Origin of the sequence: Amphibacillus indicireducens, assembly GCF_039539605.1 — a bacterium.
Lineage (GTDB): Bacteria > Bacillota > Bacilli > Bacillales > Amphibacillaceae > Amphibacillus > Amphibacillus indicireducens.
On the sequence record NZ_BAABDL010000113.1, the window covers coordinates 1 to 13,932 of the forward strand.

6 protein-coding genes are annotated in these 13,932 nt (G+C 37.5%); 5 read left to right on the top strand and 1 reads right to left on the bottom strand.

From position 1 onward, the window contains the following. Positions 1–266 precede the first annotated feature (266 nt). The 5 genes from ABD814_RS10180 to ABD814_RS10200 all read left to right on the top strand — a co-directional run bounded on the left by ABD814_RS10180 (position 267) and on the right by ABD814_RS10200 (position 5,582). Positions 267–2,768 (top strand): cation-translocating P-type ATPase, encoded by a 2,502-nt coding sequence (locus ABD814_RS10180; protein WP_344912808.1) that lies wholly within the window; start codon positions 267–269, stop codon positions 2,766–2,768. After that, entirely contained in the window at positions 2,725–2,871 is a 147-nt protein-coding gene (locus tag ABD814_RS10185; protein WP_344912810.1) for a cation transporting ATPase C-terminal domain-containing protein, read from the top strand. Before ABD814_RS10180 ends, ABD814_RS10185 begins: the two co-directional genes overlap by 44 nt. Positions 2,872–3,359: 488 nt before the next feature. After that, the gene (locus ABD814_RS10190) at positions 3,360–4,661 is read left to right on the top strand and encodes a prepilin-type N-terminal cleavage/methylation domain-containing protein (RefSeq protein WP_344912812.1); all 1,302 of its coding nucleotides are present in this window, start codon (positions 3,360–3,362) and stop codon (positions 4,659–4,661) included. 37 nt (positions 4,662–4,698) lie between these two features. After that, positions 4,699–5,157: a prepilin-type N-terminal cleavage/methylation domain-containing protein gene (locus tag ABD814_RS10195; RefSeq protein WP_344912814.1), complete on the top strand. Its 459-nt coding sequence runs from the start codon at positions 4,699–4,701 to the stop codon at positions 5,155–5,157. Then, entirely contained in the window at positions 5,154–5,582 is a 429-nt protein-coding gene (locus ABD814_RS10200; protein ID WP_344912816.1) for a hypothetical protein, read from the top strand. The genes ABD814_RS10195 and ABD814_RS10200 overlap by 4 nt, the downstream gene beginning before the upstream one ends. A 77-nt stretch (positions 5,583–5,659) precedes the next feature. On the opposite strand, the gene ABD814_RS10205 is transcribed toward ABD814_RS10200, so the two are convergent. Further along, positions 5,660–12,817 (bottom strand): alpha-amylase, encoded by a 7,158-nt coding sequence (locus ABD814_RS10205; protein ID WP_425549079.1) that lies wholly within the window; start codon positions 12,815–12,817, stop codon positions 5,660–5,662. Positions 12,818–13,932 lie beyond the last annotated feature (1,115 nt).

Genomic DNA, 13,932 nt, shown 5'->3' on the forward strand with positions numbered 1-13,932 from the left:
AAAAGTGCTGATTTGTTTGATAAAATCAACACTTTCAATACTATTTGTCATTTGGAACTACGAAAGTCAGGAAATTGATAACCTTTTTCAGATAGCTTAAAAAAGTTTGCATTCTAAAAAAAAATGTGCTATTCTTTATAGAAATAAAAAATAGACTATAGTCTTATTCGCCGGAATAAGATTTAGGAGAGGTCAGTAAGATCAACCGTAGGCTTTAATGGTTGTTCTTGTCTGATCTCTCTTTTTTTTTGAAAGGAGACATAGGCATGATACAGAAAACAAGACAAAAGGAGCTCTTCCAACAGTATCAAACTAACCTACAACAGGGATTAACTAATCAGGTGGTGGAAGAGAGACTACAAAAATTTGGTGAGAACAAATTAAAAGAAGCAAAGAAAAAATCATTATTTGAGTATCTCATTCATTCTTTAAAGGATATAACGATTATTATTTTGCTCATTGCAACAGCCCTCTCTACGTATGTGTCATATGTTGTGCATCCAGACGACTTTACAGAACCAATTGTTATTTTTGGTATCGTGCTATTGAACATTTTTTTATCAGTCAGGCAACAAAAGAAAGCTGAAAAATCAATGGATGACCTAAAAAATTTTAATATTCCACAAAGTAAAGTGATTCGAAATGGACAACTGATCAATGTTAAAAGTGACTTGCTTGTTCCAGGAGATATTCTTCATTTAGAGACAGGTGATCGAATCTCTGCAGATGCACAGATTATTGAAAGTACCAATTTTACCGTTGATGAATCTTTTTTAACGGGGGAAAGCGAACCGAGTGAGAAGGATCCCGCATATATTCCTGATGAAAAAGATTCAATTGGTGATCAAAAGCATAAAGCTTTCTCTGGTTCATTAGTAGTCAGTGGTAGAGCAACAGCTATCATCACTGAAACGGGTGTTAGTACAGAAATAGGTAAGATCGCAGATTTATTGGCAGAGGATGAACCACAACTAGCGCCATTACAAATCAGAATGCAAAAGCTAGGAAGAGGCTTAGGTTTAATCGCTATTGTTGGTGGGCTATTAGCCATCATTATTGGTTTATTAAGAGGCTATCCGCTTACTGAGATTATCATGATTGCTATTTCAATGTCTGTCGCCGCGATTCCTGAAGTTTTACCTGTTGTTGTGACGATCTCTTTATCTTATGGAATCAGAAACATGGCTAAAAAGAATACTATCGTCAGGACGCCAACAGCGGTCGAAACGATTGGAAATGTTTCCGTGATCTGTTCTGATAAAACCGGAACGATCACACAAAATAGAATGGAAGTAAAGAAGCTATGGCTTCCGGAAGGTGAAATTAATCATGCAAATACAAACCTATCTTCAGCTGAAGAGGAGCTTTTAACTAAATTCTATTTATCCAGCAATATAACTGATGACAGTAAAGAAATCGGAAATCCAACGGAACTAGCAATCGGTAAATTGATCAGGAAAAAAATTAATCCCAAAAAGCTAGCAGAAAAAACAAATATGTATGAACGCATTTTTGAATTGCCTTTTGACTCAAAACGAAAACGAATGACAATCGTTTATAAAGTGAAAGGTAAATATCTATCAATTACGAAAGGCGCATTCGATCGGTTAGAATTGTCACAGGATCAAGCGATTCATCACGAAAAGGCAAAAACCATTCATGATCAATTAGCTAGCGAAGCTTATCGGGTCTTAGGAGTGGCCTATAAAGAACTCAAGGCACTTCCCGAAGTGCTAACTGCTGAGTCATTAGAAAGTAATCTTATGCTTGGTGGTTTAATTGGTATTATTGACCCCCCAAGAGAAGAAAGTTATCAAGCTGTAAAAGTTGCAAAGAGCGCCGGAATTAGAACCGTTATGATTACAGGTGATCATTTATTAACCGCTAAGAGGATTGCTCGTGATGTCAATATTTTGTCTGAAAATGATCTTGCCATGACAGGAGCAGAGTTAGCAGAACTAACTGATCAACAACTAGCTAAAGTGATCGACAAATATACTGTCTTCGCCCGAACAAGTCCGGAAGACAAAATTCGAATTGTCAAAGCATTACAACAGAATGGAGAAACAGTTGCTATGACAGGAGATGGTGTCAATGATGCACCTGCATTAAAAGCTGCTGATGTCGGTGTTGCAATGGGTGGCGGAACAGAAGTCGCAAAAGAAGCTTCCGACATGGTACTGCTCGATGATAACTTTGCCACAATCGTAGCAGCCATCAAAGAAGGACGACGTGTTTACAGCAATATTCGCAAATCACTGTATGCAATGTTAGGTTGTAATATCTCCGCTCTAACTATTGTCTTAATTTCTCTCCTTGTTGGATGGGGAGCACCCGTCACTGCAATTCAATTGTTAATTATTAAAGTAGTTGCCGACGGAATCCCTGGCTTTAGCTTATGTATAGAGCCTGCTGATCACGATATTATGGATCGTCTTCCTGTTCCAAAAGGCACGTCTATTTTTGCGAATGGACTTTTGAAAAAAATCATTGAGATTTCTGTTGTTTTTACAGTTCTCACTTTAATTGCAATTTATTTCGGAAGGTTCGGTCAATTATTTGCTACAACTAATGCTAACGTTGCAAATATGATGGTCTTTATTGTTTTAGGATTCACAACGATCATTCATATGTATAACTGTAGAAGTAAAGAATCGATTTTCAAAATTGGACTAAAAAGTAATAAACTATTGTTTTTTCACTACAATAGCCGGAGCTATAGTGATGACGTTATTAATTATCGTACCATTTTTAGCAGATATTTTTGATTTCACTCAAATCTCTTTAGGCAACTGGTTATTTACAGTCGGAATTTCTCTATTACCATTTGTTTATATTGAGTTAAAGAAAAAGGCTGATCTGTTTAATTAAAGTTCAATGATTAATATATAGTTGCTCCAAACGTTTGATTAAAAAGTTTGGAGCAACTATTTTATTACAAAATATTATCCTCTTTTCCCCTTATAAGCCATCAGATCAAATTGATTTTGGATACGGAAACCAATCAACATTTGATAACCCTTAAACTAATATTATGTTTTGAAAATAGATAAAACTTTTAAAAAGGAATCGATTGCGCTAGTGTTGTTTATAAATTAAATTAAGAAACAAACAGTAAAAAAACTAAAATTAAATTAAGTAAACCCTAATAAATAAACACTTGTCATATATTTTTTGTTTATCAATAAAATGGTTGACAGACTATTCTATATATATTACAGTGGGTAAAACAACCCAAATTAGTGCAAACGATTCCCTTTAGTTTTTTATTTTACACATGCCCACTATTTCAGAATGCAACTCGATTAGCAGAAGTTATTGTATTGTTCTTTACAAATTTGTGTAAGGAGGTGATTTTGATGAACAAACACTTTTTAAATGAAAAAGGTATAACACTCACCGAACTACTGGCAGCCCTCGTTCTTTTTGCGATTGTAAGCGCATTAGTTATGACAGTCCTCTTTAACGTCTTTCTAAATAGTAAAAACATAAGTGATAACGCCCAATTACGTCAAGATGCCAATTTACTTGTCTCAACATTGAGAAGTCATTATAACCAAGGCGATTTTGAAGTATCTCTAAATAAAAGCAAAATTCTTTTAATTGACGGACAGGAAGTAAACTCGTCAATGACTAGTTCAATTGATGAATTAAAAATAAATGGGGAGAATTTAATACCGACAGTAGATGAATGTATGAAAGTTAAAGCTGATGGTACACCCTTGTCAATTGATTTAACGTTGAAAAATGAAGCTCAGCAAACTTATAGCATTTTAACGACGATCGAAAAACCAACAGAACTAGAGATTGCATTGCAGGTTTTTCAGACTATCGAAGAACCTGATCCGATTGTACCACCAGATAGACCTGTCTTAGAAGGTTATGCAGAAGGTGGTTATTGTCAAAACTTTGATGTGGACACAAAATATGCTTACGATGATCACAACCAATTTATCCCTGATGGTTGTGCAATGGAAATAACGATTACAGGAAACGCATGGATTTCTGACGATCATTATGACACCGTTGAAATGAAACATAATACAGCAGGATTTAACGTTACAGGAAATTTATTTGTCGACCCGATATTTAATATCGACAATTTCCACCCTATGACTATCCAAGGTGATGCTTTATTCAATAGAAAACTAGAGCTCAAAAATGAAGGGAAATTAGTAGCTACAAATATTCATGCTGGTGATGAGGTTGTGGTAGGTAATAAAACTCGATTAGAGGCTAGACAAAGTATCGTTGTCGATCGACGTTTCCACATATTGAGTCAAGGTCATGCTGAAATAGGGAAAAATTTTATTGTCGATACTGTCGAGGCTGTCAATGAATCCACTATAAACATAAATGGTTCTGCATCAATTTCTAACAAACTATTAGCTGCACATAATTCACAACTTAATATAGGTGAAAACCTTATAATTGATGGAGACCTTGAAATGTATGATAACGTAAAAATAACCGTAGAAGGAAATTCTAGAATCGATGGTGATCTGATTTTAGGTGGAAACTCAAATTTAACGATTAAAGGAAATTTGACGATTAAAGGTGAAGTTAAACAAGATAACAATGGAAATAACGGAACTATACACGTAGAAGGAATAACCAACTTTTCAAACGGAAAACCATCATGGTTAAATGTTGAGGATTAATATAAACAACGATTATTAAGAAGTGCAGGTGTAGATCATGAAAACTGGAAAATCTGAAAAAGGCTTTACATTGATAGAAATATTAGCATCGATTTCGTTGATAACGATAATTATCATTGCCGTCTCTACATCTTTTATTAATTATGCTAATTTCACAAAAATATTAGAGAATAAGCTCACTTCAGTACATGTTGCAGAAGAACTCGTCACTGTAATAAAAAACAGTGACGAGTTAGCTCTATTATTAAATACGCTAAATGAAGACGATCCTGATTGGGCTACACCGAAACAAGTTCTTTTAACTGATTTACCTAGTGTTTCAGCTACTTATGAACTTAATAATAGCCAATATAAACCGACTATTTGGATCTGCGAATCTACAGATGAAGAAAAGCAGTTAGGTTTATATCGAGTAAAAATTAACATTGCTGATGCAAGTGGGACCGATCAGGCAAGTTTATTCACATACTTTCATTTAGGAAGTGAAACAGAATGAATCGATTAAAAAATGAGAATGGTGCAACTTTAATTATCGTTTTGTTAGTTTTAGTTATATTCTCTATTTCCGTTTCTTTATTATCTTTTCAAATTAACAATATGTCCGCGCAATTTAAAAAAACAGAAACAGCTATTGAAGCGAAGCATTTGGCAGATATGGGGGAAGAATATTACAAAGCCTATGTCAATAAAACGGTTCAAAATGACCCTGATTTAGTCGATTTAGCATTTTTAAATACTCAATTTATGTCCTCTAAAATAGTTATGATTGATTCGGAGTCTTATTCCAGCTTTGAAATTATGCCCTTAAATATTTCGGAGGTTGGCGATATATTTATTATTGAATATGAAATAAAAGGTACTGTTGGAACAGAAGAAGCTGTTAATAATTCTGAAATTAAGATAGAAATATTTATCAATTGAGGTTAATCGTGCTCAATTAAGGAGCCCACAAAAAAACTGGTATAGTCTAACAATAGACTATACCAGTTTTTAATTAATTATTGACCAATTCTTGCAAACGGAACAGTGAACAAGTCAATATCTTGCCATTCTAACGGAGAGTTTGATTCACTTACACCTATCGTATCAGATGTTGCTGGATCATTAGGTAATGTATCCATTGCTGAGAATTCACCTTGGTGAATCATCACTCCTAATCCTTGATTCTCGATATCAGGATTGCCAATCGCAGATAACGGAATTTTCACTTCATAAAAAGTGTCACGCGTTGGATCATGACCAAGCTCTAGAAACTCTACAAGTTTACTTGGGTCATTTGCATTATCTGCATCAAACACACCCCACAATTCATTATATCCCTTACCCGCTGAAAACGCAGCTTCAATTCCAGCATCTTCTCCTGTTCTATAGTCTACTCCCTCATCATCAACAGGGAATACACCATCAACAGCCCTTGAAATAAATCCTGAATGCCACATATTTGATGCAAGATTTAACTGGTAATCTGGTAGATCTGGACCACCCCATAAGGTTTCTCCACCATTCTTACCCCACATATCAAGCGATGCACCTTGTCCAGGGATTGTATCAATCGCTATTGTTTGTGGCATATCCATGCTACTAATTGGTGTTCCAGCCGATGAACCTGCATTTGCGGGGTCAATGACATCTGTAACATCGACATACTGCCAAGCAAGATACAAGTACTCATCATCCCATGCTGCCCATAGATGAGAAAGATCCATTGGCGTTTCATGCATTGACCAGTTCTCACCAAGTGTACGTGGGTCATCACCAGCCATACCAATTGCTATTAGCATATCATCTGTCCACTCACCATCATTCACTCCATCAATTGTGATTGGAGTACTTACTTTTTTTCCGAATGATGGGTTCGTAGAATAAGGCAAATCTCCACCCGGCTCAACAACTGACTCTTTTGAAGTCTTAATGACTATTTCATCACTTAATGCTGATGAATTATTAGAAGTGTCATATGCTTGTACTTCATAGCTGTATGACGTTTCTGCTGTTAAACCTACATCTGTATAAGTCGTTGTACCAGTTACACCTACTTCCTCACCATCCCGATAAACTCTGTAACCAGCGACTTCAATATTATCTGTTGAAGCTGTCCAACTAAGCGAAACCGTATTTTCAGTAGCTGTTGCCGATAAATTAGTTGGTCTTGATGGTGATGTTTGATCAGGTTCTTCGATATCTCCTGGCTCATCTTCTCCATAAGGTAATTCACCTTGTTTTACTTGTCCTGGAGCTCCATTAATGCCTGGTTCGTACGTATTATTTCCAACTACAAAGAAGTAGTTGCGCTCATTATCACTATCCCAAGCACCACGGCCATCATTAAAAGCCACTTCAACCCGTGTTGCATTGCCTATATCAAGTGTTATTTCACTATATCCAGCAAACTCTGAATCTTCCATCGCTAGACCTGGAGCATTTGTCCATGTACCACCTTCCGGGCGATAATGAACATGTGGCGTATCAAAGCCACGCTCGTAATAAATCGTTACTTTGTTACCTTCTTCAACTGGTGTTGGTTTGCCTTGATACACATCGCCACGGGCACCATTTTCACCTGGAATATACGTGTTGTCACCAATTTCAAACTGATAATTACGCTCATGATCACTATCCCATGCGCCACGACCGTCATTAAATGCTACTTCCGCACGAGTCGCTCTCCCAATATCAAGCGTCACTTTACTATAGCCTGCTACTTCGGACTCTTCCATTTTAATTCCTGGTGCATTCGTCCAAGTACCGCCTTCTGGACGATAATGAACATGTGGCGTATCAAAGCCACGCTCGTAATAAATCGTTACTTTATTGCCTTCTCCTGGTGGAGTTGGTTTACCTTGATAAACATCTCCACGTGAACCGTTGTGTCCTGGTATATAAGTGTTATCACCTATCTCAAAGAAATAGTTATTCTCATTATCACTATCCCAAGCACCGTGACCATTATTAAAGGCTACCTCTGCTCGTCTTGCTTGTCCAATATCAATCGTTAATTTACTATAACCTGCATATTCTGAATCTTCCATCGGTAATCCTGGTACATCTGTCCAATTACCACCTTCTGGTCGATAATGGACATGTGGTGTATCAAAACCATTTTGATAATAGATTGTCACTTTGTTGCCCTCAATTGGTAAATCAGGTTTCCCAGGAATAATGTCTCCTCGTCCATGATGACTTGGAACATACGTGTGAACACCCGGCTCAAACAGATAATTATTCTCATTATCACTATCCCAAGCACCACGACCATTGTTAAATGCAACTTCTAACTTCGCCGCTTCTCCAATATCAACACTTAATTTACTATAACCAGCAATCTCAGACTCTTCCATTCTAACACCCGGAACTGTCGTCCACTCTCCACCTTCTGGACGATAGTGCATGTGTGGTGTATCAAATCCATGTTTATAATACACTGTAACGTAATTTCCTTCTAGTTCCTCTTGAGTCGTTACTTCTAACTCCTCACTTGCCTCAGACTTTTGATCGGCGTCTCCAAGGGCTACAACTGCATACGTATAAGTCGTAGCTGGATCTAGTCCAGTGTCTGTAAATGTCGTTTCGCTTGTTTCACCAACTACTATCCCATCACGCAGAATCTCATACCCTGTTACATAACCATTTGATACATTCCAATTGATCGTAACCGTTGATTCTGTTACATCAGCTAACCTTAGATTCTCTGGAGTCTCCGCTGGTTCCTTATCTTCCTGATTTTCTTCAAAGGTTGTTACTTCCACTACTTCACTTGGAGTAGACCTCTGTCCCCCATCCCCAACAGCAACAACAGAATATGTGTAAGTTGTGTCTGGATTAAGGTCCTGATCAGTATATGTTGTTTGTGCTGTTGTACCTACAACATCGCCATCCCGTAAGACTTCATATTCTACAACATGACCGTCAGAGCGATCCCACTGAAGTGTAACAGTTGTTTCTGTTACAGCAATACCACGTAAGTTTTCTGGTGTAGTGGCCGGATCTTTAGGATCACTTTCAAATGGATCTGAATCAAGCCACCTCTGCCCATCATACCAACCAACATTTTCAACTAAAAGTCCTGGCTCATTTGGTCCTGGTATTTGCCGTCCAGAGGAATCTTTAAATAAGATATTTGCACTTTGAGCATTTTCAAAAATGTATACATACCAATCACCTTCGACCTGAGTCATCGTTGGTGCTGTGTTCCATGTTACCTCAGTCTCTTCTGGTAATGTATCATAATAATAGATTTGCGGTGTTCCCCAATCAGCTGGCTTCTGGAAATACACTTCAAGTACCGCATCTGGATCCAGTTTTCTATAAGTGTAACTTCTTGTCCTTGTACCATTCTCATTTTCAGCATAGAGTCTTAATGTTACTACTTCATCAAACTCCATGTCAGCACCAATCGTTAATTCTTCGCCATCTGTAAATGCTATTCCATCTTCAGGATTACTTCCATCAAGCGTATACTTACCACTCTCTGCACGATCAAGATTTAACGTAATTGTGATCTCATCCGATCTAAACGAATGACTATCTGGTGATGCAGAAACAATCGGTAAGTTTGTTACTGGCTCAGCTGTGTTTTCAATTAGAATTATTCCTTGATTTCCAGCAGCAAAGCTTGCTGTTCCATTAGTTACCGTTGTTTCATTCCCTGTATAAGCGTCTCTGACGACTGTTCCATCTTCAAAAATACCTTCTACAGTAACTGCTGTCGTTCCTTGTGCACCTACTGCAATAACAACTTCATCAATTAATTCATCTGATTCATACACACGCGAAAATGTGTAAGGGCTACTTGCTAATTGCTGGTGTTCTCCCGCACCAACAGCTATATGATTATTTCTAAATTGACCAAGCTTTTGCCAGTGAGAAAGCACTTCCTCGTTAATATCATCCCAGTTCATTGATGAGCGGGTACCTTGTTCAGGATCAGAACCGCCATCACCTAACGGACGAGCTGTTTCATCACCATAAAACGTTTGAATACCACCTGGCAGTAATAATAACGCTGTACCTGCCTGGATAAGTTCATTTCGATCATAAAGATGGGTATCATGTGATGAAATATAACTTAACATATTAAAATCAGGGTCATTATTAATTGAATTCGCATACCTAGAGAACAAACCTTCTAAATCATTCATATTTGCATTTTGGAATTCAAAGTTGATGACTGAATCAAATCCATGATCAAAATACTCACTTCTTCCAAGACCATGTCCAAACACTTCTGCAGTCATCCAGAAATCATCATCCCAATTTGCACCCGGTTTATCTGGATTATTTTCTCTCCATGTCTGAAGTGCCCTTTCTGCCTCATCTTTTAATTCTGCCCATCGATCAATTTCCACATGTTTTGCAGTGTCAACGCGGAATCCATCAATACCAAACTCCTCAACCCAAGAAGTTAGCCATTTGATCATATAATCTTTTGGTGCAACATTTAACTCTTGTCGATAAGGTTCAGCAGCTGGCACAAGCCAGTCTTCATAACCACTTGATTGGTCATTCCACTTATTTCTTAATATTGGTGGCAAATCAACTCCTGATGTTGTTTCAGTTTTTATATCTGGTAAAAAACTTAAACACATTGTTATTTCACAACCACCACAATTGTCATATCCAGCTGTTTCATCTGCGCGAATCCAGTCACTCCCCCACCAATTCGCCCATGCCTCTTCATTATCTTTATTCATAATATCATTATGTGTATGCCAATCTTCGCCTTGGTTTGGATCAGGTGTCCAATCTCTATTAAGACCGCCAGGATCACCAAAACCAAAGTCATGCATATCAACAATTGTTGGATAACCAACATGATTCATTACGATATCCAGAACAACTCGAATACCTAATGAATGCGCAAGATCAACAAATTCACGCATCTCATCAATCGTACCCATGTTTTGATCCATTGCTGTAAAATCTAGTCCATAGTAGCCATGATAAGCATAGTGAGCAAAGTCACCTTCACTTCCACCACCGACCCAGCCATGAATTTGTTCCCATGGTGCTGTGATCCATATCGCATTCGTTCCTAGTTCTGTAAAATATCCTTCTTCTAGTTTTTGTGTTAATCCTTTTATATCCCCACCATGGAAAGTACCTATATTTGAACCCCAAGCATCTCGTTGCGGTCTTCCATATGAATTATCGTTACTTGTATTTCCATTGTAGAAACGGTCCGTCAAAACAAAGTAAACGTTTGCATTATCCCACGAAAAAGGCTTATTTTCTAGTTCTGTTGGATCTGGTATGTCAATGGGATCGTCATCATCGTCATCTTCTGAGTCTGATGTTTTTACAGTTACTGTACTACTGAACCCTGACCTTTGACCAGCGGTATCCACCGCTCTTACACGATAATTATAAGTTGTATTACTTTGAACACCTTGATCAATATAATGTGGATTAATCGGTTCAGCAATCAATGTGTTATTTCGGTATACTTCATAATTAGTAACCCCATTATCATCACTAGATGCATTCCAATTTAATTCAACATCAGAGTCACTCGTTGTTGCTCTTAAATTTTCTGGTGTAGTTGGTAATTCATCATGTTGACTACCATCATATTCTGGTACCCAAACTGAAACAGATCCATCTCGCACAGAGAAGTTACCATGACCTGACGAATCAATCGTTACCGATGATTGAACATTACCAGTTGTATCAACCCACGTACTACCCGCATGCTGTGTTCCAACATACATATTTTTCGTACCACCACTGCGGTTTGTCATAACAGTCGCAAGTCCAGATCCCGGTTTCGATGGATGACCTTCTCTAGTCCAACCAATCAAATCAGCATCATCTAAATAATCATGTTGCGTACCATAAGCATTATTCTTACGTGCAAGTAATAATGGATCAAGTTGATCTCTCAACGGAGCAATATCATTCCCATTCGTACCATTTGTTCCATAATAGTCACCATAAAATACTTTTGGATACCCTTCCTCACGCGTTAAAATATAGGCGTAAGCAAGTGGCTTAAACCAATCAAGTACTGGCGCACCATGGGCATCATCTCGATCAGGTTGCGTATCATGATTCTCAACAAATGTAACCGCATGTGCTGGATTTGAACCAACTAAAGTATTATTAGAAAGCTGGCGCATATCAAAGTTCCCATTTGACGAAGAGGCTTCGGCAAAATTATTTCGAAGCGGAAAATCAAACAACGACATATTATGATCAACAACATCTAAATAACGCTGAAGATCCCCTAGTCCACCAATGAATTCTCCAACCGTAAACATTTCTTTACCTGTCTCTGCTCTTACATGATTAACAAAGTCTCTCATAAACTCATATTTAATATGCTTAACTGCATCTAGTCTGAAACCATCTAGACCAATTTCCTCAGTATACCAAACACCCCAATTTTTAATTTCTTCTACAACATCAGGATGATCAAAATCTAAATCTGCCCCCATTAAATAATCATAGTTTCCTAGTTCCGTACTTACTTCCCAATCCCAATTTTTATCTGCGAATCTGTAAATGCGACCCCAGTCATCAACACCATCAAAGTGTTCCGCACGCCATTTAAATGACGAGTGCGCATTGTTTCTTCCATCATAATTAAAAACGGTCCACGCCGAGTGGTTAAACTCCCCCGAAATATCTTGATTTCGATTATGTGGGTTTACTTCAACTGCCCTAACACTCTCACTCGCATCAGCGCCCATCAAATGATTGACAACAACATCCCCATATACTTGGACATCATTTGAGTGTAATTCTGCTACTGCATCTTGTAATTGTTGCTTTGTACCATACTTAGTTCTAACAGTTCCTTTTTGATTAAATTCCCCTAAATCATAAAAATCATAGACACCATAGCCTACATCACTTGTCCCAACATGCCCTTTATAAGCAGGCGGAATCCATACAGAGGTAATACCGATATCATTTAAATGTTCTGCATCCTCACCTAAGCGATCCCAGTGCTGACCATCATCAGGCAAATACCATTCAAAGTATTGCATAATTGTTCCGTTAATCGGAACCTCCTCCGTTGTTGGAGCTGGCTGACTTGTCATAAGACCTTTAGCCGAAACTAAAACACCATCAAACATTGGGAGCAAAATGACAAAGCATAAAAACATACTTGCCATCCGCATAAACTTTCTTTTTACCCTTTTAGATAACTTCATTCTTTCATCATTCTCCTTTCGACTTTTAATTTTTCACTTGCTAGAATACTAACTTAAGAGTTAAATTTAATTAACTTCACCTCCTAATATTTAACTTCCAATGTAAGCGTTAACAAAATTAACTGCTCATAAACGCTCAACAATAGAATTAAGCAAAATACATTCTATTTATTGCAGATAAAAACAGAAACTAAGGTAAATAATTTTATGAAAAGTTACTTAAAAGTTACGTTAAGAAAAGATGATATCATGCTGTAGAATGACTTATGGAGTATATGTATTGAACAATATAGAGACCTATAAAAATCTAATAAAGCTGTTTTCTATTAAATAACAAAATAGCGTTCATTATTTATTATGGAGCAACTTTTATTTTTATAATAATTAAAGTTATCGAATCTCCGAGGGGAAATCGATTGCTCAAAAAGACTAAAAACATAACCTCATGGTACTGGAGAATATAAACTAGCATAGTTTGATGCTGGCCTTATTAAATATAGCCAACTACAAACGGTAGGTGCAATCGATTGCCTAGATTCACTTACATTATATATAGTAGTCAGCAATAGTCAAGTAGATAAACAGACTTTTCTGTAAATTAAGTAATTTTCATGTCATAATTCTCAATTTTAATCAAAATATCATTAGCGTTGCATAAAAAAGTTAAGCTAAAATCAAGTGATGTAATTAGCTCTAAGTAAGAGGATCACACCCGCATCTGAGAGATGTTTCGCTTTCCTCGAAAATAAAGATCAATTTTCTTCGTGCGATGCTTATTCGGGGAAGCTTTCCTTATCCTACGGGCAGGTGTTTATGGTGGGACGAGTAATCGCAGTCCCAAGGCTTGAGCTAACTTTGTCAAGCAAAGCCCGCTTGTCAAAGTGGATCTCAAGCTCTTGCTTTTCCCGTGGGAGTCTACACATCTCTCATCTGCTAAATAGGATCTTTCATGTGATATATTGCCAAGCTGTCTTTTTTATCCTGTAGGAAAGCAGACATTAGCGTAGGGAAAATATGAAGACACCAGCGGGAAAAGCGTGAGCCGAAATCGAGATAGGGGGAGGTGACTAACCTCCGTCCCTCTCACACCACCGTACATACGGTTCCGTATACGG

Coding starts and splice junctions, on each gene's coding strand:
- ABD814_RS10185 (WP_344912810.1), top strand. CDS start 2,725: ATGACGTTATTAATTATCGTACCATTTTTAGCAGATATTTTTGATTTC.
- ABD814_RS10205 (WP_425549079.1), bottom strand. CDS start 12,817: ATGAAGTTATCTAAAAGGGTAAAAAGAAAGTTTATGCGGATGGCAAGT.
- ABD814_RS10190 (WP_344912812.1), top strand. CDS start 3,360: ATGAACAAACACTTTTTAAATGAAAAAGGTATAACACTCACCGAACTA.
- ABD814_RS10195 (WP_344912814.1), top strand. CDS start 4,699: ATGAAAACTGGAAAATCTGAAAAAGGCTTTACATTGATAGAAATATTA.
- ABD814_RS10180 (WP_344912808.1), top strand. CDS start 267: ATGATACAGAAAACAAGACAAAAGGAGCTCTTCCAACAGTATCAAACT.
- ABD814_RS10200 (WP_344912816.1), top strand. CDS start 5,154: ATGAATCGATTAAAAAATGAGAATGGTGCAACTTTAATTATCGTTTTG.